The sequence below is a fragment of the Pseudomonas sp. GW821-FHT07F05 genome (assembly GCF_059418765.1).
Window position 1 is genome coordinate 130,316 of record NZ_JBWKQL010000014.1, and the last position, 25,568, is coordinate 155,883.

22 protein-coding genes, 1 tRNA gene, 1 rRNA gene and 1 pseudogene are annotated in these 25,568 nt (G+C 58.3%); 19 read left to right on the plus strand and 6 right to left on the minus strand.

Features of this window, described 5'->3' with window-relative positions; genetic code table 11:
* Positions 1-11: 11 nt before the first annotated feature.
* Positions 12-1,454, minus strand: a complete 1,443-nt coding sequence (gene gabD, locus AC07RO_RS23280; RefSeq protein ID WP_192173047.1) for an NADP-dependent succinate-semialdehyde dehydrogenase — start codon at positions 1,452-1,454, stop codon at positions 12-14.
* Between the two features lie 365 nt (positions 1,455-1,819).
* On the opposite strand from gabD, the gene AC07RO_RS23285 reads away from it, so the two are divergent.
* A tRNA-Arg gene (locus tag AC07RO_RS23285) sits at positions 1,820-1,896 on the plus strand.
* 218 nt (positions 1,897-2,114) lie between these two features.
* Positions 2,115-2,354, plus strand: a complete 240-nt coding sequence (locus tag AC07RO_RS23290; protein WP_495087163.1) for a type II toxin-antitoxin system RelB/DinJ family antitoxin — start codon at positions 2,115-2,117, stop codon at positions 2,352-2,354.
* Positions 2,355-2,411: 57 nt separating this feature from the next.
* Here AC07RO_RS23290 and AC07RO_RS23295 read toward each other — a convergent pair whose 3' ends face one another.
* Both AC07RO_RS23295 and AC07RO_RS23300 read right to left on the minus strand, forming a co-directional pair.
* Entirely contained in the window at positions 2,412-3,284 is an 873-nt protein-coding gene (locus AC07RO_RS23295; protein WP_495087177.1) for a methyl-accepting chemotaxis protein, read from the minus strand.
* Positions 3,267-4,316 (minus strand): annotated as a pseudogene (locus AC07RO_RS23300) (methyl-accepting chemotaxis protein); the annotation flags it as partial. The pseudogene AC07RO_RS23300 and the gene AC07RO_RS23295, both read right to left, overlap by 18 nt.
* Before the next feature lie 708 nt (positions 4,317-5,024).
* Here AC07RO_RS23300 and AC07RO_RS23305 point away from each other — a divergent pair.
* The 3 genes from AC07RO_RS23305 to AC07RO_RS23315 all read left to right on the plus strand — a co-directional run bounded on the left by AC07RO_RS23305 (position 5,025) and on the right by AC07RO_RS23315 (position 7,368).
* Complete coding sequence (locus AC07RO_RS23305) at positions 5,025-5,249, plus strand: hypothetical protein (protein WP_495087164.1); 225 nt, start codon at positions 5,025-5,027, stop codon at positions 5,247-5,249.
* A 264-nt stretch (positions 5,250-5,513) separates the two neighbouring features.
* Positions 5,514-5,933, plus strand: coding sequence for a DUF2628 domain-containing protein (locus AC07RO_RS23310; RefSeq protein WP_192173061.1), 420 nt, complete (start codon positions 5,514-5,516; stop codon positions 5,931-5,933).
* Between the two features lie 304 nt (positions 5,934-6,237).
* Complete coding sequence (locus AC07RO_RS23315; RefSeq protein WP_495087165.1) at positions 6,238-7,368, plus strand: mechanosensitive ion channel family protein; 1,131 nt, start codon at positions 6,238-6,240, stop codon at positions 7,366-7,368.
* Positions 7,369-7,417: 49 nt separating this feature from the next.
* Here the strand turns inward: AC07RO_RS23315 and AC07RO_RS23320 are convergent, their stop codons facing one another.
* On the minus strand, positions 7,418-8,905 hold the full coding sequence (locus AC07RO_RS23320) for a YdgA family protein (RefSeq protein WP_495087166.1): 1,488 nt from the start codon (positions 8,903-8,905) through the stop codon (positions 7,418-7,420).
* Positions 8,906-9,120: 215 nt separating this feature from the next.
* Here AC07RO_RS23320 and AC07RO_RS23325 point away from each other — a divergent pair, with 215 nt between their 5' ends.
* The 3 genes from AC07RO_RS23325 to AC07RO_RS23335 all read left to right on the plus strand — a co-directional run bounded on the left by AC07RO_RS23325 (position 9,121) and on the right by AC07RO_RS23335 (position 10,579).
* Positions 9,121-9,813, plus strand: a complete 693-nt coding sequence (locus tag AC07RO_RS23325; protein WP_495087167.1) for an HAD-IA family hydrolase — start codon at positions 9,121-9,123, stop codon at positions 9,811-9,813.
* A 143-nt stretch (positions 9,814-9,956) separates the two neighbouring features.
* The gene (locus AC07RO_RS23330) at positions 9,957-10,280 is read left to right on the plus strand and encodes a type II toxin-antitoxin system RelE/ParE family toxin (protein ID WP_282372116.1); all 324 of its coding nucleotides are present in this window, start codon (positions 9,957-9,959) and stop codon (positions 10,278-10,280) included.
* A complete protein-coding gene (locus AC07RO_RS23335) occupies positions 10,277-10,579 on the plus strand; it encodes a helix-turn-helix domain-containing transcriptional regulator (protein WP_065990926.1) in 303 nt (100 codons plus the stop codon). The genes AC07RO_RS23330 and AC07RO_RS23335 overlap by 4 nt, the downstream gene beginning before the upstream one ends.
* A gap of 8 nt (positions 10,580-10,587) precedes the next feature.
* Here AC07RO_RS23335 and AC07RO_RS23340 read toward each other — a convergent pair whose 3' ends face one another.
* Positions 10,588-11,553 (minus strand): LysR family transcriptional regulator, encoded by a 966-nt coding sequence (locus tag AC07RO_RS23340; RefSeq protein ID WP_495087168.1) that lies wholly within the window; start codon positions 11,551-11,553, stop codon positions 10,588-10,590.
* Positions 11,554-11,857: 304 nt separating this feature from the next.
* Here AC07RO_RS23340 and AC07RO_RS23345 point away from each other — a divergent pair, with 304 nt between their 5' ends.
* The 11 genes from AC07RO_RS23345 (at position 11,858) to AC07RO_RS23395 (ending at position 25,216) form a co-directional block, all read left to right on the plus strand.
* Positions 11,858-12,736, plus strand: coding sequence for an amino acid ABC transporter permease (locus AC07RO_RS23345; RefSeq protein WP_495087169.1), 879 nt, complete (start codon positions 11,858-11,860; stop codon positions 12,734-12,736).
* A 21-nt stretch (positions 12,737-12,757) separates the two neighbouring features.
* Complete coding sequence (locus tag AC07RO_RS23350; RefSeq protein ID WP_495087170.1) at positions 12,758-13,522, plus strand: amino acid ABC transporter ATP-binding protein; 765 nt, start codon at positions 12,758-12,760, stop codon at positions 13,520-13,522.
* Between the two features lie 22 nt (positions 13,523-13,544).
* Complete coding sequence (locus AC07RO_RS23355; protein ID WP_495087171.1) at positions 13,545-14,366, plus strand: ABC transporter substrate-binding protein; 822 nt, start codon at positions 13,545-13,547, stop codon at positions 14,364-14,366.
* 99 nt (positions 14,367-14,465) lie between these two features.
* Positions 14,466-15,650 (plus strand): MFS transporter, encoded by a 1,185-nt coding sequence (locus tag AC07RO_RS23360; RefSeq protein WP_192173070.1) that lies wholly within the window; start codon positions 14,466-14,468, stop codon positions 15,648-15,650.
* A gap of 172 nt (positions 15,651-15,822) precedes the next feature.
* Entirely contained in the window at positions 15,823-16,827 is a 1,005-nt protein-coding gene (locus AC07RO_RS23365) for an aldo/keto reductase (RefSeq protein WP_192173071.1), read from the plus strand.
* 227 nt (positions 16,828-17,054) lie between these two features.
* Positions 17,055-17,798 carry a GntR family transcriptional regulator gene (locus AC07RO_RS23370; RefSeq protein ID WP_282372123.1) on the plus strand — a complete coding sequence of 248 codons (744 nt, stop codon included), beginning with the start codon at positions 17,055-17,057 and terminating at the stop codon, positions 17,796-17,798.
* Between the two features lie 152 nt (positions 17,799-17,950).
* Positions 17,951-18,706, plus strand: a complete 756-nt coding sequence (locus tag AC07RO_RS23375) for an alpha/beta fold hydrolase (protein ID WP_192173073.1) — start codon at positions 17,951-17,953, stop codon at positions 18,704-18,706.
* A 742-nt stretch (positions 18,707-19,448) separates the two neighbouring features.
* Positions 19,449-20,228 carry a DUF3050 domain-containing protein gene (locus AC07RO_RS23380; protein ID WP_495087172.1) on the plus strand — a complete coding sequence of 260 codons (780 nt, stop codon included), beginning with the start codon at positions 19,449-19,451 and terminating at the stop codon, positions 20,226-20,228.
* A gap of 49 nt (positions 20,229-20,277) precedes the next feature.
* Positions 20,278-21,222 (plus strand): diiron oxygenase, encoded by a 945-nt coding sequence (locus tag AC07RO_RS23385; protein ID WP_495087173.1) that lies wholly within the window; start codon positions 20,278-20,280, stop codon positions 21,220-21,222.
* Positions 21,219-24,671, plus strand: coding sequence for a thioester reductase domain-containing protein (locus AC07RO_RS23390; protein ID WP_495087174.1), 3,453 nt, complete (start codon positions 21,219-21,221; stop codon positions 24,669-24,671). The genes AC07RO_RS23385 and AC07RO_RS23390 overlap by 4 nt, the downstream gene beginning before the upstream one ends.
* A 41-nt stretch (positions 24,672-24,712) precedes the next feature.
* Complete coding sequence (locus AC07RO_RS23395; RefSeq protein ID WP_244655954.1) at positions 24,713-25,216, plus strand: SRPBCC family protein; 504 nt, start codon at positions 24,713-24,715, stop codon at positions 25,214-25,216.
* A gap of 83 nt (positions 25,217-25,299) precedes the next feature.
* Here the strand turns inward: AC07RO_RS23395 and rrf are convergent.
* Positions 25,300-25,415, minus strand: a 5S ribosomal RNA gene (rrf, locus tag AC07RO_RS23400).
* Between the last annotated feature and the right edge of the window lie 153 nt (positions 25,416-25,568).

Here is a 25,568-nt window from a genome sequence, read left to right on the forward strand (position 1 = left end):
ACTCAGCCGGTTCAAATGCTGAGGCAGAGGTATTTGATTTCCAGATAATCTTCGATGCCGTACTTGGAGCCTTCACGGCCAAGACCGGACGCCTTGATGCCACCGAACGGCGCGACTTCGTTGGAGATCAGGCCGGTGTTGATGCCCACCATGCCGTACTCAAGCGCTTCCGCCACGCGGAACACACGGCTCAGGTTCTGCGCGTAAAAGTACGACGCCAGCCCGAACTCGGTATCGTTGGCCATGGCGATCACTTCGGCTTCGTCTTTGAAGCGGAACAGCGGAGCCAGCGGACCGAAGGTTTCTTCCTTGGCGACGGCTGCGTTTTTCGGCACGTTGACGAGGATAGTCGGTTCGAAGAAGTTGCCTTCCAGGCTGTTGCCGCCGCTCAACACTTTCGCGCCTTTGCTCAAGGCATCAGCGATGTGTTCCTTGACCTTGGCCACGGCTTTTTCATCGATCAGGGGACCGGTGGTGGTGCCTTCAGCCAGGCCATCGCCTACTTTCAGCTTGGCGACGGCAACCTGCAGCTTCTCGGCGAACGCGTCGTAGACCGCGTCCTGCACATAAATGCGGTTGGCGCACACGCAGGTCTGGCCGTTGTTGCGGTACTTGGAAATGATCGCGCCTTCAACGGCCTTATCCAGGTCAGCGTCGTCGAACACGATGAACGGCGCGTTGCCACCCAGTTCCAGCGACACCTTCTTGATGTCGTGGGCGCATTCAGCCATCAACTGGCGACCGATCTCGGTCGAGCCGGTGAACGACAGCTTGCGCACGATGGGGTTGCTGGTCAGCTCGCTACCGATATCGCCGGCGCTGCCGGTCACCACGCTGAACACGCCAGCCGGGATGCCCGCGCGCTCGGCCAGTTCAGCCAGTGCCAGTGCGGAATACGGGGTTTGCGAAGCAGGCTTGAGCACCATGGTGCAGCCTGCCGCCAGCGCCGGGCCGGCCTTGCGGGTGATCATGGCGGCGGGGAAGTTCCACGGCGTGATCGCCGCAGTCACGCCGATCGGCTGCTTGAGGACGATCAGGCGTTTGTCCGGTTGATGGCCCGGAATCACGTCGCCGTAGACGCGCTTGGCCTCTTCGGAAAACCACTCGATAAAGGAAGCGGCGTAAGTGATTTCGCCTTTGGCCTCGGCCAGCGGCTTGCCCTGCTCCAGGGTCATCAGGCGACCGAGGTCGTCCTGGTTTTCAATCATCAGCTCGAACCAGCGACGCAGCTTGGCGCCACGCTCTTTGGCGGTCAGCGCACGCCAGGCCGGCAGCGCCTTGTCAGCGGCTTCGATGGCGCGACGGGTTTCAGCAGCGCCCATCTTCGGCACGGTGCCGAGAATCTCGTTGGTCGACGGGTTGTTGACCTTGATGGTCTGGCCGCTGTCGGCATCAGCCCAGGCGCCATTGATGTACGCCTGCTGGCGGAACAACTTCGAGTCTTTGAGCTGCATTGCGGCCTCCTGAACAGCACCGCGCGCGGCGGAGCGAATGGTTGTATGCGGGCGCCTCGACCGAGGCCGCCGCCGGATAAGACTGTCGCCGGCCCTGATTGGAGAATAGAAGAAAGACCGGGCGGGGCGTTTGAAATCTCAAACGAATCCTAGGGACAACAGGGTTAAAGGACAATAGTGCGTTCGAAAAAAAGAACGGGTGGGGCTTGGGGTGGGGGTTAATCGGATGAGCGTAACCGGGAGCATGCGTATGCGGTCGTCATGCGCGGGTGCCTAAGCGGTTGGATGTGGTCCCACTAAATTGTGAACGGCGGGTCATCGGCATGGACGCACGAGGGCCAGATGAGTATTATGGCGCCCGCATTGCACCTGTAGCTCAGCTGGATAGAGTACTGCCCTCCGAAGGCAGGGGTCATGGGTTCGAATCCCGTCAGGTGCACCATTATTGATTCCAGTTCGCGCAATGCGTTCTGGAAATCCGCTACAGACGAAGAAGCCCGCCATTGAGCGGGCTTTTTTGTACCTTAGCGTTCGTAAAAGGTGTCCGGCTCAATCCCACGCTAGATCCATCCTCAAAGGTACGCGCTATCCGTCGCACCGCCTTGCCAACGATGGACGATGCATCTACCGTAACGACACTTGTCTTTACGAGCTCAAACTATGGCTTCCATTAATGTTCGCGTCGACGACGAACTCAAGGCTCGCGCCTACCGAGAGCTGGAGCGTCTAGGCGTTACTCCGTCCGACCTTATGCGCCAAACCCTGCAGTACGTCGCCGAGCGTGGTCAACTCCCGTTCCGGCCGGTCCTCCTCACTCAAGAAGACGAAGCGTTGATCTCCGTGGCGCGCGAGCGCCTTGCCGCGCCGCAGCGCGTTAAGGTTTCGCTGGATGAGTTATAGGCTGGAGTTTGATGCTCCCCGATCTCCCAGTGACTGGATGATCACCTTCCCAGCCGCTCACACCACAAACTTGCTCACCAACCCCTGCAGATGAACACCCAAACGCGCCAGCTCAACGCTTGACGCTGCAGTCTGTTCACTCGCGGAAGCGGTCTGCTCGGAGATGTCCCTCACACTGAGAACACTGCGGTTTATCTCTTCAGCCACTGCGCTTTGCTCTTCAGCGGACGCCGCGATTTGCTGGTTCATCGACTCGATGGTTGAAATTGAGCGACTGATGTTGCCGATCGAAGCCCCTGCATCCCGCGCCAGCTCCACGCTGTTGTCAGTCAGCAGGCGACTGTTTTCCAGGGTGGTCGCAACCTGTGCGGTTCGGCTGTGCAGACCACCAATCAGCGTCGCAATTTCTTCGGTCGACGCCTGGGTGCGCTGCGCAAGACTTCTTACTTCATCCGCTACAACCGCAAAACCTCGTCCGGCTTCGCCAGCCCGCGCGGCTTCAATGGCCGCATTGAGTGCCAGCAAGTTGGTTTGCTCGGCGACAGCCTTGATCACGTCAAGCACACCGCCGATCTTGTTGCTCTCTTGCTTGAGCTCATCCATGGCGATTTTCGAATGACCCACTTCGGTTGCGAGCTTTTCAATCTGGAGCACTGCCTTGGCCACAACTGCGTCGCCATCGCGAGCTTCTTTCGAGGCGCTGACCGCCGCATCTGACGCCTGCTCTGCGTTCCTGGCGACTTCCTGAACAGTAGCGGCCATTTCATTCATGGCTGTGGCGACCTGATCAGTTTCGGTTCGCTGGCTGTTAACGCCCGCGCTGGTCTGCTCGGTCACCGCCGACAACTGTTCGGCAGCGCTCGCGATCTGAGTGACGCTATCACGCAGGCCACCAATCAATTGCCGCAGGTTGGTGGTCATTCTGTGCATGCTGGTCTGCAGCAGGCCAAGCTCGTCTCGCCTTTGCGTTACTTCGCTGTAGGTCAGATCGCCGTTGGCGACTCGATCAGCCAATTGCAGCGCTTCGCGAAGCGGACCCACGATGAGGCGGGTGATGACCCATGCAGCCAGTGCGCTGATGATGAGCGCAATGCTGAGCCATATGATCAACATCTTGTTGGCTTGACCCACGTCCTCAATACGCAGCGAGACCTGGTTCTGTGCCAACTGATCGGCGGAGGCCAGCAGGACTTCGATGTTTTTGGTAATACCTGCCTGGCCCTGATTAATGGCGGCCTGTGCTTCCGAAAACTGGGCAATGGCAGCCTGGTATCTATTCAGTGAAGCCTGAAAGCCTTTGATGGCGTCGGGTTGAAATCCAGCGGCTTGCAGGGATTGGGCGTTGTTTACGGCCGCAGCGATTGAAGCGTTCGCCAGCTGCTGCGCGTCAGGCTTTAGCGTGAAGGTGTACCCACGCACATCAAAGCGCATTTTCTGAAAAAGCGTCAGCGCTTGTCCGATTGCATCTCGCTGTGCGGCCGTGCCCTCGGGCGAATTGGAGAGCGTGTCTAAGCGCAGCAGCACCTCCAATGCCTCATCAGCGGCGCTGCCAGACACGGCTCGGCTCGTTTCGCGCGTATGGGTCGCATTGATGATGTCGTTGTAAAAGCCCTTGTAAACCGTCATCGCGGCGGTCGCGGTTTTAACGTGGGGAATATTGAGCTCGGAGTCGAGTATTTCGCGCAAATACGCCAAATGACTGTCGAGGTTGTCATAGGCTTTTAGCCAGGTGGCAGCGTTGGCGTCGTCAGAATTCTGGCCGTAGACCAGCCGGGCGATGCGCATGTCCCGGGTCAGGGTTGTGAGCTTCGCAATATCAGACACGCGCTCGCTTCGCTCACTGAGTGAGGAGATTCCTGTCCAACCCGTGAGGGCAATAAGGACAGTAAATATGATCACCAGGGTGAAGCCGAGTACGAGCTTTGACCTGACGGTCATATTGATCAAAATATTCTTTAGCATGGCGCCCTCTGAAAGTTATAGGTATTCACATAGGAGAGGGCCACTCCATGCCATTCCTAACCCCATAACATTCGGCCACCTGCAAAGAAACTTTAGTGAAAAAGCATCTTTTTAAGAGCCTATCGAACTAATAATTTATTTTCATCGCCGAAACTATTTCAGGGAATAAGTTCAACCTATTCGCCATTTTTTTGTGAGCCCACTGAACGGCTGTGTTGGCCGGAGACTTCGGATCCAGCCGGGCTTTGGCGGATTCGACCGGTGCTCGGCCCAAGCCAGAGGCGGCAGGATTGCGCCTCTCAGGGCTGATGACTCAGGAAACTTTCCCATTCAGTGGATGGGACAAGTTAAGCCAGACCCGAAAGACACTTACTCTTTCCAGTAAGTGTGGGTACCGCTCACCACATGGCAACTTTTAACTTAAAGATTTAGTGCCGCGAGTGTTGAACAAATCAGTCCTCACACTGGTCGCCATTAGTTGATACCCCCTTAACTCCCGCGAGGTTTCTAGCGTTCAGACCCATTGTTTGGTCAGCCGTTAGAACCCGGAACATTTACTCCAGCAAACCGGCGGCCTGAACCAACGCCAACCGGTCTCCACCCAGCAGCGGGTTCCGACTGGAAGTGGCTATCATCAGGCGCACATCATTGCCAGGGTATCGGGTTGCAACGCATGTTCGAGAATGCCGTGGCCCACATGGGGAAGGGATGAGCGAAATGCAGCAGCAAGGCCCTGTCACCGCCGTACCCATCCCAGCGGCGGTGAGCATGTTCCCGGGCGAGCAGCTCCGCCTGTCACGGCGCTGGGCAGAGGCGCGTTTCGACGACCTGCGATTCTTCGCTGAGGCCGAGCACGGCGGGCACTTCGCTGCGATGGAAAACCCGGCAACGCTCACTGAGCATGTGCGTGAGACCTTTCGTCTGCTGCGGTAAAGGCCTCGCGGGCTTCGGCGAGGGCCACGCCTGGCCGGCGTCTGGACGCTTTTGTAATCTGTAAAAAAAATGAGAAAAAATTCCCCACGTGTAGGAATATTCCTACTCATGAGGCTGCAGCGACGCGCGATGAAGCCTTCGCCACGCTCGTGAGCGTTTCGCCGCTCTTCAAGAACTTCGAGGAGTCAGCCACGCATAACAACAAGCAACATCCAGGATATCCGGGAAGAAAAACACCACTCAAGGACCATAAGGAGATCTCAAATGAGCACGACAGATCAGGTACAAAGCCGTGAAGGCTACAGCGAGAAATGGCAGCAACGTTTCGCATTTTTTGACGAGCATGGCGCGCCGAATTCACCAACGTTCAAGCCCGCATGGCTGAAGCTGCCTCTCCGGCAGAGGATCAAGATCAACGCGAACATCATTGCGTTTTTTTTCGGCCCGATTTACCTGTTCGTTTTGGGCTTGTGGAAAAAAAACCTGACGATGATCGGCATTTTGCTGGCCGTCAGTGTCGTGTCGGAAATCTTCTATTCGGCCACCGACTTTGCCTACGCCAAACAGTTGGATCTTGCTGTAGGTATCGCCATAAACGCCTTTTATGCAAGGACCACAAACTACGCCTACTACCTCAAGGAAATTAAAGGCGAACAAGGCTGGAATCCGTTCAAAGGCTGCTAAGGCTGAGACAGACCAAAGAGCGTCGTAACTTTCATTGCTCAGCGTGCGTGAAAGACGAGCCTTCGCCATGGTGTTGCGAGCACGCAATGCCATGGCCGCTACAGCATGAGCCAGACATTCAGGCGTCGCCCGACATTAGCCTGAACTGGTCAGCGCATTCGACATGTAGTAAACGTGTCGGATGCTCTGGCTCGCTGATTACAGCCCGTCACGATTTCAGCGGCGGCGGGTGGATCAGGGAACATTGAGCAACGAGGGAGCTCACACCTCTTGCCTTTGAACCGTCCTGTTGGTGACCCCCTCTATGGAACACGTACTCCCGGAAGCCTGGCTGAACGCGCTGCCGTTGCCCTGGCTCAATACCCTCGTGGCCGCCGTCGTCGCGATCGGCATCGCACTGTTGGGACGCTGGATTGCGCTGATCTTGCTCCGGCGCGTCGCCAAGTCGTTCGTCTTCGCCCAGCAGCTTCTCCATCGCGCCGAGCCGCCGACGTTGTGGCTAATTCCACTGCTGGCCCTGCAAACGGTCTGGACCTCTGCCCCCGATGATCTGATGTTGATCAAAGGCATTCGGCACTTGAACGGCATGCTGGTGGTGGCCGGTTTCACCTGGCTGGCGCTGAGCTGCGTGAAGGCCATTGGCGAAGCGGTCGCGATCCGAAACCCGCTGGACATCGAAGACAACCTGCAAGCCCGCCGGATCCAGACGCAAGTGCGGGTGCTGGTACGCTGCCTGAATGTGCTGGTGCTGTTGTTTGGTACGGGTCTGATTCTGATGAGCTTCCCGCCGGTGCGGCAGATTGGTACGAGCCTGCTGGCATCGGCAGGGCTCGCGGGTCTTGCCGCCGGTTTCGCCGCCAAGCCGGTGCTCGGCAACTTGATCGCGGGCCTGCAGATCGCAATCTCTCAGCCGATTCGCCTGGATGACGTGGTGATCGTTGAGGGCGAGTGGGGACGCATCGAAGAGATCAGCGGCACCTACGTGGTGCTGAAGATCTGGGATGAGCGGCGGATGGTGATTCCGTTGCAGTACTTCATCGAAAAGCCCTTCCAGAACTGGACGCGCAGCACGTCGAGTCTGATTGGCTCGGTGTTTCTCTGGGTGGATTACGCGTTGCCGCTGGAGGAGTTGCGCGAGGAAGCGGAGCGTATCTGCAAGGAAATCCCGCACCTCTGGGATGGCCGCGTCTGCGTGCTGCAGGTCACGGACACCACCGATAAGGCGATGCAATTGCGGGTGTTGTTGAGCTCGGCGGATTCATCGCGCAGTTGGGATGCGCGATGCCACATGCGCGAGCGCTTGATCAGTTTCGTTGCCCGGCAATATCCACAATGCCTGCCGCAACTACGTGCGGAGATGTCTTCGCGCACCGTACAGCGAGAGCGCGAAGGCCACGAAGCGCCGACAGAAATTGCTCGTCAGCCGCCAGTCTGAAGACAGATAAAGCCCAATTGCCCGGCCACCAGTGGTGGCCGGAACAGACTCACTGGCCGCCGCTGAACATTACGAACTTGCCCATCATCATGGCTGCAAACTGCTGCGCCGGCATCTTCACGCCATTGAAGTCCACCACATCGTTGGCGTAATGCAGGCTGGACACGACGTTGTCGCCCTCGACCTTGCCCACCTGGAACATGACCGCCATGCCGCCCACCGACTCTGCTGCTGCCTGCGCCTGTTGCGTAATGGCGGCGGGATCGGTCAGGCCGGTAGCCTTGGCGCGCAGTGCGGCGAGGTCCTTGATCATCGGCTTGGAGAGCACCAGTTTGGCGTCCAGCTGGGTCAGCAACTGCTTGAGCAATTCCGCGCCCGGCTGATCAAGCGCCGAAGGGTTGCCCAAGTCCATCGACAGGTTGAACTGGCTCTCGCCGCTGGCTGTTTTCAGTGAAAGCTTTTCCAGCTCGATGTGTGGCTTGGCACTCAGCAGCTTACTGACTTCGGCCTGCACCAGCGCCTGATCAGCCGGGCTCAAATGTGGCGTGTAGGTTTCACCCACCGCCGCGGCGGCCTGGGCTTGAGGCTGCACTTTCTCCTGATAGATCTTCATCAGCGCCTGGGTTGAGGCGATGTCGAAATTGCCGAACTTCCAGAGCATCTGCATGGCGCCGATGTCGTTGCCATTGAAGCTGATATTGCCGATGTCGTAGCTCACCTGAGCATTCAGGTTGCCTTCCACTTCCTGCAACAGACTGGTGTTGACGAAGTCCTTGAGCTGAATGGCCGGCTGGCCCGCCGCCTGGAACGTGGCCGAGGCGATTTTCGCGTCGGTGTGGCCCAGGTAGAAACCCGATTTGCCCTTGGTGCCACCGGTGTTGAAAGTGAAATCCTTGAGCGTCAGGTGCACCGGACCTTCTTCAGAAGTAGCGGTGACGTCGACGCTGCCCAGCACACCGTTGGCTTCAAGCTTCTGGCCATCACCCGAGCCAGAGGCATTCAGGGTGAAACCGGAAAACTTGAACGCGCCGGTCTGGTCGGTGAATTCAAAGGGGAGCAACTCCACACGCCCCAACGCGGCGCGGTCGTAGCCCATGCTGAAGTGGCCGGTCAGCGGTGGCTGGCCGTTAGTCATGGCAAACCATTTTTCGGAGAAGGCGTTCTTCTCGATCTGCACGTTGCTGGCGGCCATCACCGGCACCAGTTGCAGTGACTTCACGCGGCTCCACGGCAATGGCCCGTGCTCGATGTTGTCGACAAACAGCAGCTCGACCGGCTTGCCCTCATTGAATTGGGGGTCCTGGATGTTCAGCTTGTAGTGCGCGGTGCTGGTGAAGAAGTGGCGGTCCAGAGAAAGGAGCTCAACACTCGCCTTGCCTTCATGCCCGACGAAGGCGGCTTGAAGCTGCTGATTGCCTTGCTGGATGGCGTCGTTGAGCGCGCCTTCCAGCCGTTTTCCGGTGTACCAGGCGCCAGCGGTGACGAGGACGCCCGCAACCACAATGACGCCTACGGCGATGTTGACTGATTTTTTCATGTGTCGACTCGAAGATGTCCGTTCTTGAAGAGAGGTCTTGCCTTCCTTGACCCCGGAGGGTTTCGGCGCCACACAGAGCGGCCGTGCAGCACCTTGCGCTGCCGAGAGCCCGGCGAGATTAGCACTTGGCGAGAACGTTTTGCAGCCGTTGCGCCTAGCCACGACGTTCGCCGAAGCGTTAGGCTGGACGCCAATTTGCTAACGGGATCGATGAGATGAGCGAAGTGCAAAAGCCCAAGGGTCCGATCAAGGCGGTGATCTTCGACATGGACGGCCTGCTGCTGGACACCGAAGGCATCTACACCGAAGTGACCGACACCATCGCCAAGTGGCACGGCAAGACGTTCGACTGGGCCGTGAAGCAGCACTCCATTGGGCGCGGCTCCCAGGATTTCGCCGAGTACGTGATCCGCGCGCTCGAGCTGCCGATGTCTCCCGAAGAGTTCCTGACCGTTCGCCAACCGATGCTGGACGAGCGTTTCCCGCACGCCAAGCCGATGCGTGGCGCCGAGGCACTGGTGCGTCACCTTGCCGAGCACAACATCCCCATCGCGGTGGGCACCAGTTCTTCCCTTCACTACTTCCACGCGAAGACGAGCAATCATCGCGCCTGGTTTGAGCTGTTTAAAGACGTGGTGACGGCGGATCACGCCGAGGTCACGGCGGCCAAGCCTGCGCCGGACATCTTCCTGGCTGCGGCGCGCCACCTTGGCGTGGACCCGAAGGATTGTGTGGTGTTCGAAGACTCGCCTTTCGGCGTCACCGCTGCCAAGACCGCAGGGATGTACGCCGTGGCCGTGCCGGACTCGCACATGCCGATCGAGCAATACGCGCACGCCGACCTGATTTTGGGTTCGCTGACGGAGTTTCCGCTGGAGGATTGGGGTTTACCGGGCTTTAGCAGCTGATTATCTGCGCATGCGGAGGCACGGTTGGCCTAAATTCTTGGAGGGGAAAAATCTAGGCCATGCGTTCGCGCTGAAAATTCCTACCGGGCACATCCGTTCAGACGGGCATATTGATCGATTGCATCAACGCTATCGTTCGCCCCATGAATCAGGTCAGACATTACCTCAGCGCAAACGGCGACGATCTTTATCAGCAATGGCTTGATGAGCTCAAAGACCGATCCGCGAAAGCCAGAATCACCACGCGCATCAACCGGGTCGCTGCAGGCGCATTGGGCGACTGCAAGCCTATTGGAAGTGGCGTGTGGGAATTGCGGGTCGATCACGGACCGGGTTATAGGGTTTACTACGCCCAGGCAGGTAAGCAGCTAATCTTGCTGCTTCTGGGAGGCGATAAGCGCCACCAGCGATCTGACATTGTTAAAGCCATTGATTGCTGGCACGACTATCAGCGGAGAAGGCCATGACGAGCTCACGTGATCACGACGAAACAGTCATTGCGATGATTCGGGACGACCCCGCATTCGCAGCGGAGTATTTGCGAATTGCATTTGAAGAATTGGACGAAGAAGGCGGCGATGCCGGCTTTCTTGCAGCGTTAAGACATGTTGTTGAGGCTCGAGGCGGAATAGCATTTATAGCAGAGAAAGCCGGCATACCTCATGAAAGCCTTCGTCGAGCGCTATCCCCCAAAGGCAATCCCACGTTGAAAACCATGCGCCAAGTGGTACACGCCACCGGGCTCACGTTCGCGGCAATCGCGTGATAGTTACGCTACAGGCCAACCCGCAAATCCACCCCCAACGCCCGCGCGAACGCCTTGACCAGCGGGCTTCGTGGGGCGTTGTGTCTCAGAATGAGGTTGACGGGCGTGCGCAGGAAGATCAGGTCGGGGCGCAGCGCGCGGAGTTGGCCGTCGCGGATCAGATTGCGCGTGTAGTGCTCGGGGAGAAAGCCGATGAAGCGGCCGGTCAGGATCATCATGGCCACCGCTTCAACTTGGGAGGCCGAAGCGCTTTGGCTGTCCGAATTAACGAAGCTCGCCTTGTCGCGATGGATCGCATAGCGATGATTCACGATGTCGAATGCGCGCAGGCTGTCGATGCCCAGGGTGCTTTCATCCGCCTCGAACAGCGGATGACCCACTGCGCAATACGCGTGGGAGGTCTCTTCGTACAGCTCGAAATAATCAAATTCTTCGCGCCGCTGATACACCGGCACGATGCCAAGGCTCACGCGCCCTTCGACCATTGCGCGCTCGACTTCATCCAGTTGGGATGCTTGCAGGCGCAGTCTGACTTTGGGCGCTTCATCGTGCATTACTCTAAGCGCGGCAATTAGCGGCGAACTTTTATCGGTCAGGGTGTTATCAATTACGCCGACACTCAAATCGCCAATCAACTCATTCTGCGCTGAACTAATCCGGTCACGAAAACTGTCCACCGAGGCGAACAGTTCGATAGCCGCCTGATAGACAAGCTTGCCCTCTTCAGTGAGATGAAACCCTTCCCGGCCGCGTGTACAGAGGCGCATGCCGATACGGATTTCAAGGTCTGAAATCTGCTTGCTGATGGCTGCAAGGCCCACGTTCAGCTCGTTCTGGGCGGCGCTGAAGCCACCCGCCTCCACGACGGCCTGAAACACCCGCAACAGCTTGAAGTCCATTCCGCTGAGAGTAAGAGGAGGGCGTATTCCCGGTTTAGCCGGCACGTTTCCAGAATTGGAAAGTGGAGTTTCCATAATGCTTATTGACCTCGCCTATTGGATTCAACAGGCTCTGACTCACAACAAATACGTGCCCGGTTGATAATAATGAACACAGAAAAACCTGATTGGCAACCGCGTACGGGGTACTCCGCTTCATAAGCCGAAAGCGGATCCAACATTAATTAACCTGACACTTTGATCAGGACTTTCAACTCGTAACTGCCCTCTATCCAGGACGATTCCATGCTGCAACGGCGGGCCTACGTCGTGGCAGGAAGGCTGGCTAGGGTTGCCCAGATCAGGCAGGCACGGTCTGCATACAGCTTCGGAGAGACACATGAATCAGAATCAGGCGGAGCAGCTGCAAGCCGAGCGCAGGAAAACCGAAAACGCGTTCGACATCACCCAGTACGAACACGTCCCGCGCCGCTATTACGGGCGCGTTTTCTTCGCGGCCCTGATCATCATTGCCCTCGCCGGCCTGGCCCGCGCGTTTGCCAACGGGCAGATCGAGTGGAGTTACATCGGCCAGTTCCTGACCTCCGAAGCCATTCTGTGGGGACTGCTGAACACGATCGTCATGTCGATTCTGGCGATGGTGCTCGGGGTGGTGATCGGCGTGGTCACGGCCATCATGCGCATGTCGGCAAATCCGATTTTGCGTTACGTCGCGATCACCTACACCTGGCTGTTTCGCGGCACGCCGTTGATTCTGCAGCTGCTGCTGTGGTTTAACCTGGCGCTTATCTTCCCGGTTATCGGCATTCCCGGCGTGTTCGAGATCGACACGGTCAGCCTGATGACACCCTTCGTTGCCGCATTGCTGGGCCTGAGCATCAATCAGGGCGCGTATACCGCAGAGGTCGTGCGCGCAGGCTTGCTGTCCGTGGACACCGGTCAGTACGAAGCCGCAAAGTCGATCGGCATGCCGCGCCTGCAGGCTCTGCGCCGGGTGATTCTGCCCCAGGCCATGCGCGTAATCATCCCGCCGGTCGGCAACGAATTCATCGGCATGGTGAAGATGACCAGCCTGGCCAGCGTCATCCAGTATTCCGAATTGCTGCACAACGCGCAGAACATCTACTACGCCAACGCCCGTGTCATGGAGCTGCTGATCGTCGCGGGGATCTGGTACCTGGCGGTGGTGACTGTCCTGTCATTCGGCCAAAGCCGGCTGGAGCTGCGCTTTGCCCGCGGCGCCGGCAAGCGTTCGTAAGTCAGGCCCAGGAGAATCAGCATGAGAAGCATCGTCAAAGCCATCGGCCTGAACAAATACTACGACCAGTTCCACGCCCTCAAAGACGTCAGCATTGAAGTCGAGCAAGGCGAAGTTTTGTGCATTATCGGGCCCTCGGGCTCGGGCAAGAGCACCCTGCTGCGGTGCGTTAATCAGCTCGAAAAAATCGACAAGGGCGGTTTGTGGGTCGACGGCGAACTGGTGGGCTATCGCATCGTCGGTAATAAATTGCACGAGCTGACGGACGCTCAGATTGCCCGTCAGCGTTTGAGCACCGGCATGGTGTTTCAGCGCTTCAATCTCTTCCCGCACATGACCGCTTTGCAGAACGTGATCGAAGGCCCGATCCAGGTGCTCAAGCGCTCGCCCAAAGAGGCTACCGAGGAAGCCACCGAGTTGCTGGCCCGTGTCGGGCTGGCGGACAAGCGTCATTCCTATCCCGTCGAGCTTTCCGGCGGTCAGCAACAGCGTGTCGCCATCGCTCGCGCACTGGCGATGCGGCCCAAGCTGATGCTGTTCGACGAACCCACTTCCGCCCTCGATCCGGAGTTGGTGGGCGAAGTGTTGTCGGTCATGCGGGACCTGGCGCACAGCGGCATGACCATGATCGTCGTGACACACGAACTCGGCTTTGCCCGCGAAGTTTCCAACCGGATGGTGTTCATGGACGGCGGCCAGATTGTGGAGGCCGGCACCCCGGAAGACATACTAATAAGCCCACAAAACCCAAGAACCCAAAGCTTCATTTCTGCCGTTCGCACTTAAACCAGAACAAACGAGAACGACCATGAAAAAGATCCTCATCCCCAGTTTGCTCGCCGGCCTGATGGCGTCCGCGTCAGTGTTCGCCGCGCTGCCCGCCAGCCTCAAGGACAAGGGCGAAATCACCGCCGCCATCGTGCCGAACTACCCGCCGATGGATTTCAAAGACACCAGCACCAATATGCTGACCGGCCTGGATGTGGATCTCGGCAACGCCCTGGCCGAGCGCCTTGGCGTCAAGATCAAATGGCAGGAAACCGCCTTCGAGCAGATGGTCAGCGGCCTGGTGACCAAGCGCTTCGATATCATTCTGTCGGGCATGACTGACACGGCCGAGCGGCAGAAGTCGGTAACGTTCATTGACTACTTCGCCAGCGGCCCGCAGCTGTACACGCTGACCAAAAACGCTGATCTGAACGAGCCGGCCGATTTGTGCGGCAAGAAAGTCGGCACCAGCCGCCGTACCAGCTGGCCTGCGGAAATCGCAGCGTGGAGCAAGGAAAACTGCGAAGCGAAAGGCAAGCCGGCGATCATCGTCAGTGGCTCCGAAGGCTCCGCCGATGCCCGCGCGCAACTGCGTCAGGGCCGGCTTGACGCCGCGATGCAGGGCAGCGAAACCATTCCGTACCTGATGTCCCAGGAGAAGGACACGTACAAGCCGCTCGGTCTGGCGATCTCGAAACAGTTCACCGGCCTGGGCGTCAGCAGGTCCAACCCTGAACTGGCGGCGGCCATCGCCGAAGCGATGCAGGCCATGGTCGACGACGGCACCTACGGCAAAATCCTCAAAAAGTGGGAGCTGGAACAGGGCGCGGTGACCAAGGTCGGGATGAATCAAGGTCAGTAGTAAACGGTCGGACAGCGAACGCCGCCCATGTGGGAGCGCCTTACCGGTGCTCCCGCAAAGGATTTGTACCGAGGCTTGAACAAGGACGGAAAAACACCAGTGGCCACTTACTCCCTCGTCATCCGCCGGTTGATGATCTGCTCGCTGACCATCGTCATGAGCCGGGCGATGACCAGCCCGTTGCTGTCATTGTTCCTCAGCACAAGACTGGGACTCAACCAGCAAGACGTCGGGCTGCTGATGGGCATCGCGGTGTTCATCGCTACGCTGCTGGGGCTGTACGGTGGTTACATCATCGACCGGCTGGAAAAGCGCAAATTGCTGATCCTGGCGATGCTGTCCAGTGCCGTGGGCTTCTCGCTGCTGACCTTCGCCCACAACGTCTACCTGACGACACTCACGCTGGTGATCACTGAGACGGCGTCGGCGCTGTTTCTCATCGGCTCCAAAGCAATCATCAGCGAAAACCTGCCCATCGGGCAGCGGGCGAAGGTGTTCTCGCTGCGCTACACCCTCACCAACATCGGCTACGCCACAGGCCCGATGCTCGGCGTGGTCATTGCCGGGCACCTGCCGCTGGCGCCGTTTTTCATCGCCAGCGCCATCGCGTTCTGCAGCCTTTTTCTGATGCTTGGCATCCCGCGCACAGTCGCTGATACCGAACACCCACCGCGCAGCTTTCTCGACACCCTGATCACGCTGAAAAACGACCGCACACTGATTCTGTTCACGGGCGGCAGCTTGCTCAGCACCATCGTGCATGGCCGGTATACGTTGTACCTGTCGCAGTTTCTGCTGGTCACGCATACGGCGGAACAGGCGTTGAAAATCCTGTCAGCCGTGTTGGCGTGCAACGCGGTAACAGTCATCCTGATGCAGTACCAGATCGGCCGTTTTCTGAAGCGCGAGCAACTGCGGTACTGGATCTGCCTCGGCACAGCTTTATTTGCGATCGGGCTCATCGGCTTCAGTTTTGCCGAAACGACCCTGGCCTGGTGCGCTGCGATGTTCGTCTTCACGTTAGGTGAGATGATCATTTATCCCGCGGAATACCTGTTCGTCGACACCATTGCGCCCGATCACCTTCGCGGCAGCTACTTGGGTGCGCAGAATCTGGCGGCCTTCGGCGGAGCGTTGAGCCCAGTGATCTGCGGCTACTTATTGATCAATAGCCCGGCTCCGACCATGTTTTACGTCCTTGCGTGCCTGACCGCCATGGGCGGCACGTTGTGCTTTCTGGCTGGGCGACATGCGAAGCTCGCTCACGCAGACATCGCGCTCTGAGCCCGCGCTCGCCACACGCAGTTCCGTCAATTTGTCACTTTTCAAAACCCGCCCAAACAGGTGAGTATGTCCGGCCTTGAGCTGTCGGTCTGATCGGTCTTTACGAGACGCCTTGCAAGCCTGTCCCAGACTGTCCTGATTTCCACTTCCCCGACGAAAAGGATATCGAGCAATGAAATACCGCACCCTTGGCCAATCCGGCCTCCAGGTTTCAACGCTGACACTGGGCTCCATGATGTTCGGCGTGCAGACGGGCACCGAAGAATCCCTGCGCATCATCGACAAGGCCTGGGATGAAGGCGTCAATTTCATCGACACGGCCAACGTCTACAACGCCGGCCGGTCTGAGGAAATCGTTGGCGAGGCCATCGCCAAACGGCGCAGCGAGTGGGTACTCGCCACCAAAGTCGGCAGCAGTTCGGGCAATACCGCCCCTAACTCCAGTGGACTTAATCGCAAGCACATCTTCAATGAAATTGAATCCAGCCTGCGCCGTCTCGACACCGATTACATCGACATTCATTACCTGCACAAGGAAGACCACAACACGCCACTCGAGGTGACCGTGTCTGCCATCGGCGATCTGATCCGCGAGGGCAAGATCCGTTACTGGGGCGTGTCGAACTTCCGCGGCTGGCGCATCGCTGAGGTGGTCAGCGTCGCTCAGCGCCTGGGCGTCGACAAACCGGTGATCAGCCAACCGCTGTACAACATCGTCAACCGTCAGGCCGAGCTGGAACAGATCACTGCGGCGAAGTTCTACGGCTTGGGTGTTGTGCCCTACAGCCCGCTGGCCCGCGGCGTGTTGAGTGGCAAGTACGCCCCCGACGTAACGCCGGACAGCAGCACCCGCGCCGGCCGTCAGGACAAGCGCATTCTGGAAACCGAGTGGCGCAGCGAGTCGTTGCACATCGCCCAGAAACTGCAGGCGTATACCCAGGCCAAAGGCGTGGGTCTGGTGGAGTTCGCGATCGCCTGGGTGCTGAACAATCAGGCCGTGACCTCTGCCATCGTCGGGCCCCGCACCGAGGACCAATGGGACAGTTACACCAAAGCGCTCAGCGTGAACATCACTGCCGAGGACGAAGCGTTCATCGACTCCCTCGTGACACCCGGGCATGCGTCCACGCCGGGTTTCAATGATGTGCAGCATTTCGTGACGGGCCGTTATATCTGACACAGATTGACTGTGAAGCCAGCCTCGGTTGCCGCGAAGGACTTGCGTCATCGAGGCCGGGCATCCCGTTCTCAATCCCCGATTGATGGCAATACCTGTACGCTCAATCCCTTGTAGAATGCCGCGCCGAGACCGCCTGCTAAACTTGTATCAAAGTTTGACAAGGACAGCAGCGGTCTCTAGTGTTACATTGGATCCAATAACTGGTCAGCCGAAGAAGATCAAGCATGCGCAGGACTGAGAAAGAGCAATTTCTGCGAGAAACCCTGGGTGATGAGCAGCCGCCTGCGCATCTGGCGCGTGCAATCATCGAAGAAAAACTGCGCAGCGCCATTCTTGAAGGACGCCTCCCGGCAGGCATCGCACTGCGCCAGCAAGAGCTGGCGACGCTTTTCGGTGTCAGCCGCATGCCCGTCCGCGAGGCGCTGCGTCAGCTGGAAGCTCAATCGTTGCTGCGCGTCGAGACCCACAAAGGTGCGGTCGTTGCCCCGTTGATCAACGAGGATGCTACGGATGCCTATGCGTTGCGCATCCTGTTGGAGTCCGAGGCCTTGCGCCAGTCGATCCCGCTCCTGACCGCCGAAGACATCAGCACTGCGCGTGGGTACATCGAACAGCTTGAGGTCGAAACCGACTACAGCATCATGGGCACGCTCAACCGCCAGTTCCACATGGCGCTGTATTCCAGGGCGCACAACACCCGCCTGCTCAAACTGGTCGAGGACGGCTTGAACGAGGAAGAGCGTTTCCTGCGCTTCAATCTCAAGCAAATGAACCTGGGCAAGGTGTCCCAGCACGACCACTACGAATTGCTGGAAATGGCCGGTGCCGGTGACGTGGACGCCACGATCGAGGCGCTGACTCATCACTTGAATCGGGGTGTTGAGGCCATCAACGCCTACTTGAGCGCCCGTAAGGCGGAAGAGGCAAAACCTGCAGCGGCCTCACGAAAACGTGCCGTCACCCAGTAACATTCACTGCTGTATCCAATCTTGACCTTGCTTGCTACCGGCTAATCGGCCGAGAAGCACAAGGGATCAACGAACGCCGTTCATGACGGCGTATGCGCCGAAGGACCCGGCTCCACGGTTATGACGCCTTTATCAAGGCTCGGGGAAGCTGAGTGCAAGCCGAAAAGAACAAATGGCTGATGGTCGTCAATTCCGGACAACCCGTCAGAACACGCCTGATTTGCTGTCCTCACGTAGGAGGCGATCCTGAGCATTTTCGTGACTGGTCCGAAGGACTTGCCGATCACATCGAGCTGGTAACGCTGCGCCTGCCCGGTCACGGCAGTCGGCTCAAGGAAACGCCCTACGATCAGTGGGCGCCCTTGTTGCAAGACACCTTCTTCGCCTTGCAGCCCTATCTGAGCGAACCCCACGCGTTTTACGGCCATAGCTTCGGCGGTCGGGTCGCTTATGAAATGGCCAGGCTGGCGCAGAATCATTACCCGAATCTGACACGCCATCTGTTCGTGTCCGGCTGCCGCAGCCCTGACAGCCGACAACCCTGGCCGTATCTGCACACGCTGCCGCAAGACGACTTCATTCAAGCGCTTATCAAGTTGGGGGTGCTCCCGAACACGTTCGCGCAGGATAAGAAACGCCTGAAGCTGCTGGAGCCTGTCGTGCGCAGCGACGTAAAGCTGTCGGAGATCTGGTCGCACTGCGCCGATGAGGGCCTAAACATCCCGTTGACCGGTCTGTACGGCAGCGATGATCCGGTCGCTACAGCCGCCAGCATGATGAAATGGCGGGAGTTCACGCGTCGCGAGTTCGAGTTGATCGAAGTCCGCGGCACTCATGACTTTCTCAGCTCGCAACGCGACCGCCTGCTGCACATCATCAATACGCACCTCGGCTTGCTGGGCGGCTGAAGAAACATCGCCGCCCTCTCCTTCTGCATCGACTCCTCACGCCCTCCTTCTGATCTCTCCTACGACTAAAAGCCGGCCGTCCCACACTCGGCCGTCGCTAATGCACCTATCGTAAAACTTGGCCGTCGTTGACGCGGTGCACCGCCGTGTTCAGGCACACTCGAACGACGAATCGGTCTGCAGCCGGTTCAGGGAAAGCAGTTCTCATGGAGCGGCAAAAGGAGCATTGCCCTGGGCGGAGACATTGAAGTGAAACCCCGAATGTCGCCCAAACCAAAAAATCTCAAAAAACTGTATTAGCCCGATAAAGCGCAACGCTGAACGAGGTATTCGTTCATTAATTTCAATTCTGGCTTTAATGAGCCGGAAGGGTTGCGTTCGCCCTAATAAAACTTAATCAAGAAGTTTTATCGCCTACGCTCGGGCACGATTTATATAGGCCGTTAATTATATTAAAAAGTATTTGCGAAACCATTTGAAACTGTTCTAACGTTTTCTGGCCGGCAACGCTTATGGGCCATTCGTCCACAAACGCTGGTCAGCGAGGGCATAGACCACGTGAGCATGCCTTATTAAATCCTGCACGATTGTTGACCATTAACGAAGTAACGTTCGCAGCCTCTTATTGCCCGATAGTTACGGGAGTCCATTTCGGCCGCTCTTATACGGGCACTTAACACGACCGCTAATTTCGGCAATTAAAAGAGTGTGTGACGCACTCAATCTCATCAAGGACGTAAAAATGGATCTGTTAAAACAGCAACTTATCGCAAAGAAATCAGTACTCGGCGCGCACCCTATTTTTTCCGAAATTGATTCACTGCACGCTCTGCAGCGGTTCATGGAGGTGCATGTGTTCGCGGTCTGGGACTTTATGTCACTGACCAAACGGCTGCAGCAGGAACTGACCTGCACCCGACTCCCCTGGTTGCCGCCGCGAGACCCGAAGGCAGCACGGCTCATCAACGAAATCGTGTTGGGTGAGGAGTCGGATGATCGCCCCGGACGCCACGATCATTACAGCCACTTCGAGCTCTACCTGGATGCCATGCGCGAGATCGGCGCAAGCACAGCGCGCATCGAGCGTTTCGTCGAACTGTTGCGCGAAGGCATTCACTACAAAACCGCGCTCGATAGCGTCGGCGCAGGCCGAGCGGCCACACACTTCGTCCGGGACACCCTCAACATCGCGCTGAATGCGCCGGCGCATTGCGTGGCTGCCGCGTTCCTGCACGGTCGCGAAAGCGTTATCCCACAGATGTTCCAGCGGATTCTTGACGACTGGGGCATCACTGCCGACAAGGCACCGACCTTTCGCTACTACCTGGAACGCCACATTGAGGTGGACTCCGAAGACCACGGCCCGGCTGCGGAATCGTTGCTGACCAGACTAGTCGCGGGCAATGAACAGCACCAGCACGAGGTCTATGCCGCCGCCGTCGCCGCAGTCGACAGCCGCATCGCGCTGTGGGACGCCGTGCAACTGACCCTGCGTGAAACGGCGCGGGAAGTCAGCGCATGAGCCCTTCCCTCCTCCGCCACCGACTCGATACCCACACAAGGACGCCATCATGAAAGCCGAAGACTACTTGTCATTCGTTGATGCCTGGGAAGGCCGTGCGACGATTCGGACACGCCCGCGCCGCATCGTCGAAAACGATGACAAACTGATCTACCCGCTCAGCCGCCAGCCACTGGTGCTAAGCGAGACGTTCACTCGCGAATGCGCTCATCTGCGCGATCTGGCGCTGGTACAGAGCCTGTACAAGTTCATCAACGACGTCGTGATTTTCGAGACCGAGATCGTCGACAAGACCGCGCGAAGCATCGCCAAAGACAACTTCGCCATTCGCTTTCCCTTCGCTTGCCGCTACGACGCCATGACCGTGGTCGTCGACGAGGATTACCACGCGCTGGTGGCAATGGACTTCATGCAGCAAACCATCGCATTGACCGGCATCCAGCCGATCCCTTTGCCGGAGGAAATCGAACTCAGCAGAGCCATCCCCGCTGCACTGGCATTGGCGCCAGACCACTTGCGCAGCGCGGTCGAGCTTATCTGCGTAGCGATTGCCGAGAACACCGTGACGAACGACGTAGCCGCGTTCGCCAAGGACGACACGGTGAAGCAGTCCGTCAAAGGCCTCATGGCCGACCACCTTCTTGATGAAGGACGGCACTCCGGCTTCTGGTCGCGGCTGGTCAGGATCTACTGGCACGCAGCGCCCCAACAGGACAAGGAAGTAATCGCGCAGATCCTACCCGTGTTCATTGCTCAGTATTTGACCAATGACATCCAGAAGTCTTTTGACTTCGTTCTGATCGACAGCCTGCCGGTCACCGAGCCGATCAAACAGGCGCTGAGGCAAGAAACACGGGCGATGTGCTTCCCGATCAATCGCCACCATCCGCTGGTGGGCAACATCATGCGCTTCTTCACCTCAAGCTCGATGCTCGACTCCCTCTGCGTCCAGCACGCCCTTGCCGACTATCTGCCGGCCGGAGGCTTGCAATGAAGCGCCTGGAGATTGTGCTCATCGGTCACAGCCGGGCGATGAGTGAGCTAAGTGCAGAACTGGACGCTCATGGGCATTCGATTCACCTCCTGCGCGATGTGACCCCGCCGGAGCTGACAGCGCTGAAGGACGCGTCGATCATCATTGAGGACGGCACGCTGGAACTGCCCCATGCAGAATGGGGCGCGTTCAAGGCAGCCGTGCATCTTGGTCTCCGGGTAGGACTTACACCGGGGAGCGAGCGGGCACTGCCTGAACTGGAAATAGTGTGCTGGCTCGGGACAGCTACGGCGCAGCGCTTGATCGCACGCCATGCCGTGGCTGCCACGCTTTCCGGCAACGGACGCGAGTTGCGGGACGCGGCGGTCGCAACGCTGGTCGACAACGTAGCGCTGCTGATCAGCCGGTTCTCGCGTGATACCGAGTATTTCGCCCGCGCTGAGCGCATCGATCCGCCGCAAAGTGAGCGCCAGGACAGCCTGCTACGACTGGACCGACTGGCCTTCGAGCACTGCTTCAACTTCACTGCGGCGCCAGAGTTGCTGCGTGTTGCCGAGGAGACGCTGGTCGCACGCCTGGATCGGAGCTTTGGCGAATTCGCCGGGCGCACTGCGCTGAGTATCGACGGCGAGCGCATCAGCTACGACCAACTCCGCGCACACGGCGTCGCGATCCAGGCGCAGATTCAGGCCATGCTACCGCGCGCTTCAGTTGAACCGGTGGTGATTGGTATTTGTATGCCGAAATCTGCGGCGCTGTTCGCCGGGATACTTGCCATTCTGGGCAACGGAGCGGTCTATCTGCCGCTGGATCCCAGCCAGCCTCTCCAGCGTCAACAGTACATCCTCGAAAACGCGCATGCCTGTTTACTGTTGCACGATGGGACTCACTCGCTGGCGGGGGTTGCTGTGCCGGGGCTGGATATCAGCCACATCGAGATCGTGCCGACGGCGCAGTCGCTGATGCGCTATCGCCCGGAGACCGACGCGCCGTGCATGGCGCTCTACACCTCGGGCACGACCGGACACCCAAAAGGCGTGATGCTCAGCCAGCGCAACCTGAGCCACTTCACGGCCTGGTACGCCCACTATGTCGAGCTGTCCGAACACAGCCGGGTGCTGCAGTTCTCGACGCTGAGCTTCGATTCGTCGGTCATCGACATATTCCCCACCCTGCTCAGCGGCGCCGAACTGATCGTAGCGGATGACGATCAGCGGCGTGATCCGCTGCAACTGTTCGAGCTGCTGGATCAGAATCTCAGCCACGCGTTTCTGCCTCCAGCGTTGTTGAGCATCCTGCCGATTGACCGACCGCTGAAGCTCAAGCACTTGTGCACCGGCGGTGATGTCTGCGAGCCCTACGTGATTGAGCGCCTGGCAGCGCAATGTCACTTCCACAACCTGTACGGCCCGACTGAGGCCACGGTGTTGATCACCGCCGGCCGGTTCCAACCCGGCGGCAGCAACCGCAACCTGGGTCGCCCGATCGCCAACAGCCAAGTCCTGATTCTCGACGAGGATATGCAGCCCGTCGCGGACCAGACACCCGGCGAGCTCTACATCGTCGGCCCAGGCGTGTGCCTGGGTTACATCAACAATCCTGGACTTACCGATGAGCGCTACGTGAATGTCGCGCTGGGTGATGGCCAAAGCGTGGGCGCCTATCGCACCGGGGACATCGGCAAATGGACGAGCGCGGGCATCGAGTTGTCCGGGCGACGTGACAACCAGGTGAAGATCCGTGGATTCAGGGTAGAGCCCGAGGAGATCGAGCACTGCCTGCGCGACAGCCAGCTGTACCGACAAGTCGCGGTGGTGATTGACGACCAGCGACGCATCCTGGCTTTTCTCGCGCAACCGCACGGCGTGGAGCCGGACGCCGCCCGGCATTTGCTCAAGGACCATGTCGCAGGGTTGTTGCCCGACTATATGCGGCCGACCGCCTACACGGAGTTGGCGAGCATGCCGTTTGCCAGCAACGGCAAGGTCGATCGCAAGGCGCTGTTGCAGCTGCCAGTGAACCTGCTGGAGCAAGCCCCACGCCGTTTGCCCGACACCGAAAACGAGAGGCTTCTTCTTACGTTTTGGGCCGATCTGCTTGAGCTTCCGCCTGACGAAATATCAACTGACGAGAGCTTCTTCAATCTGGGTGGCCATTCGATCCTGCTGTCGCAAATGCTGCTGGGGATTCGCGAACGGTTCGGCCGCAGCATTCCGATCAACCGCTTCATTGAGGCGCCAACGCTGACCAATCTGGCGTCGCTGCTCGACAGCGACGGCACCACCTCATGGACCGTCAGCCCGCAAGCCTTCCGGGATGCTTCGGCGCCCTTCGAGCTGCCGGTACTGCCTGTGGAGCGCATGGGCGACGTACACAAAGTCATCGTCACCGGCGCCAATGGTTTTCTCGGTGTTCACATCGTCGAAGCGCTGTTGGCATGGGGCGCAACCGAGGTTGCGTGTCTGGTACGTGAAAGCGCAGGGATGACGGCCCAAGACCGCTTTATCCAGGCACTGCGCGAAAACCGTCTCGAGCATCTGGATCTGGCGCGCGTACGGGTTTATGCCGCCGACGTCACGCGGCCACAGCTCGGGCTGAGTAACCAGGTATATGAGCGGCTTGATCGCGAGTTTGGCGCGCTGGTGCACAACGCTGCCAACGTCAACCACGTTCAGGACTACGAGACGCTGGCCAAGGATAACGTCGAGCCGATTTTCGAATGCCTGAAGCTGTGTGAAGGGCGCAGCAAGAAGGTGCTCAACTTCGTATCTACGCTCTCTGCTTCAAGCGCCGTCGGGACTGACGGTCGCGTCCTCGAAGCGCCTGCTGCCGAGACTCCGCCAATCTACATCAAGAACGGCTACAACCTCTCCAAGTGGGTCGCCGAGCGGATCCTGCAGCAAGCCCGTGAGCGAGGCGCGTGGGTGAACATCTACCGGCCCGGCAATATCGCCTTCAACAGCACGACCGGTGTCTGCCAGCCGCACAAGAATCGCCTGATGCTGATGCTCAAGGGGTCGATGCAACTGGGCCAGGTCCCGGATTTCTCCATGACCTTCGACTTGATGCCTGTCGATTTCCTCGCCCGATTCATTGGCTTTCACGCCAGTCGTTACCAGCCGGCACACGCAGTCTTCAACCTCCACAACCCGGAGCCGTTGAGCTGGAGCAATTACGTCAGCGCGTTCCGTGAAGCGGGCAGTGATTTCGAGATGGTCAGCGTCAGTGAGTGGCAAACCCAATTGAACCGCGTGGACAGCGACAACGCTTTATTCGGCGTGCTCGGCTTTTACCTCGATGGGTTTGAGGAAGACATCGGAGACATATCAATGATCGCCTACCAGAACGCCCATGCGGGTGTTCAACGGATGGGCGAAAGCTACCCCTCGAAAACCCCGGCACTGCTGCGCAAAGGCTGCGAGTACCTGAAAGAGATTGCCTTCATCTGATACACCCCAACGCAACTCCCCCTTAAGTTATGGAGAACAACATGAACGCTATTCAGCCGCTCAACACCCTTGGCTCCCTTTCGCCCGATACGCTGATTACCAATCCTGGAGGAGAACCTGTGGTTTCTGCAATCTCGATCAACGCACCTGCGCGTGAGGTCTGGAAGATCGTAGGCGATTTCGGTGGTTTCACCCATTTCATACCGCAACTGGAAAGCATCGAAGTGGTTGGCGAAGGTCCGGGGTCGATACGTTACAAGAAATTCAAGGAGGGTGGTCTGCGGGTTGTCGAGCAACTCAACTCTCGTGACGACGACGAGATGTTTATGACATGGACGACCATCTACAACAATCTAGGTGTTAGCAGGCTCTGGGCCGCGATGACGGTCGCCCCCAAAGGCCGTGCAAGCTGCGTCGCTACTTGGACCATCGTTGCCGAGCCTACAGATGCCAACCCGATAAGCGCTGAGGGATTCAGAAAGTTTTTACAGGACTTTGCTGATGGTGCGATGAAGAATGTGCCCGGAGCTGTGATGCGCTCATAGCCTAGGCCTGCTGCGTTTCAGTGCCGGCGGTTTAAACGACAAAACCCCAGTCTGCGTAAGCAGACTGGGGTTTCGGAATTCAATCTTGACGATGACCTACTCTCACATGGGGAAACCCCACACTACCATCGGCGATGCACCGTTTCACTGCTGAGTTCGGGATGGGATCAGGTGGTTCCAGCACTCTATGGTCGTCAAGAAATTCTGTAGCCGATCCGTTACTGATGTAACGTTCCAGCGAAAATGTATGACCTTCACTTAAAACAAAACCCCATCTGCTTTCGCAAATGGGGTTTCGGAATTTAATCTTGACGATGACCTACTCTCACATGGGGAAACCCCACACTACCAT

Bases quoted from the DNA above. Each gene is read 5' to 3' on its own strand.
- gabD (WP_192173047.1), bottom strand. From the start codon at position 1,454: ATGCAGCTCAAAGACTCGAAGTTGTTCCGCCAGCAGGCGTACATCAAT.
- AC07RO_RS23290 (WP_495087163.1), top strand. From the start codon at position 2,115: ATGGCTTCCATTAATGTTCGCGTCGACGACGAACTCAAGGCTCGCGCC.
- AC07RO_RS23295 (WP_495087177.1), bottom strand. From the start codon at position 3,284: ATGCACAGAATGACCACCAACCTGCGGCAATTGATTGGTGGCCTGCGT.
- AC07RO_RS23305 (WP_495087164.1), top strand. From the start codon at position 5,025: ATGAGCGAAATGCAGCAGCAAGGCCCTGTCACCGCCGTACCCATCCCA.
- AC07RO_RS23310 (WP_192173061.1), top strand. From the start codon at position 5,514: ATGAGCACGACAGATCAGGTACAAAGCCGTGAAGGCTACAGCGAGAAA.
- AC07RO_RS23315 (WP_495087165.1), top strand. From the start codon at position 6,238: ATGGAACACGTACTCCCGGAAGCCTGGCTGAACGCGCTGCCGTTGCCC.
- AC07RO_RS23320 (WP_495087166.1), bottom strand. From the start codon at position 8,905: ATGAAAAAATCAGTCAACATCGCCGTAGGCGTCATTGTGGTTGCGGGC.
- AC07RO_RS23325 (WP_495087167.1), top strand. From the start codon at position 9,121: ATGAGCGAAGTGCAAAAGCCCAAGGGTCCGATCAAGGCGGTGATCTTC.
- AC07RO_RS23330 (WP_282372116.1), top strand. From the start codon at position 9,957: ATGAATCAGGTCAGACATTACCTCAGCGCAAACGGCGACGATCTTTAT.
- AC07RO_RS23335 (WP_065990926.1), top strand. From the start codon at position 10,277: ATGACGAGCTCACGTGATCACGACGAAACAGTCATTGCGATGATTCGG.
- AC07RO_RS23340 (WP_495087168.1), bottom strand. From the start codon at position 11,553: ATGGAAACTCCACTTTCCAATTCTGGAAACGTGCCGGCTAAACCGGGA.
- AC07RO_RS23345 (WP_495087169.1), top strand. From the start codon at position 11,858: ATGAATCAGAATCAGGCGGAGCAGCTGCAAGCCGAGCGCAGGAAAACC.
- AC07RO_RS23350 (WP_495087170.1), top strand. From the start codon at position 12,758: ATGAGAAGCATCGTCAAAGCCATCGGCCTGAACAAATACTACGACCAG.
- AC07RO_RS23355 (WP_495087171.1), top strand. From the start codon at position 13,545: ATGAAAAAGATCCTCATCCCCAGTTTGCTCGCCGGCCTGATGGCGTCC.
- AC07RO_RS23365 (WP_192173071.1), top strand. From the start codon at position 15,823: ATGAAATACCGCACCCTTGGCCAATCCGGCCTCCAGGTTTCAACGCTG.
- AC07RO_RS23370 (WP_282372123.1), top strand. From the start codon at position 17,055: ATGCGCAGGACTGAGAAAGAGCAATTTCTGCGAGAAACCCTGGGTGAT.
- AC07RO_RS23380 (WP_495087172.1), top strand. From the start codon at position 19,449: ATGGATCTGTTAAAACAGCAACTTATCGCAAAGAAATCAGTACTCGGC.
- AC07RO_RS23385 (WP_495087173.1), top strand. From the start codon at position 20,278: ATGAAAGCCGAAGACTACTTGTCATTCGTTGATGCCTGGGAAGGCCGT.
- AC07RO_RS23390 (WP_495087174.1), top strand. From the start codon at position 21,219: ATGAAGCGCCTGGAGATTGTGCTCATCGGTCACAGCCGGGCGATGAGT.
- AC07RO_RS23395 (WP_244655954.1), top strand. From the start codon at position 24,713: ATGAACGCTATTCAGCCGCTCAACACCCTTGGCTCCCTTTCGCCCGAT.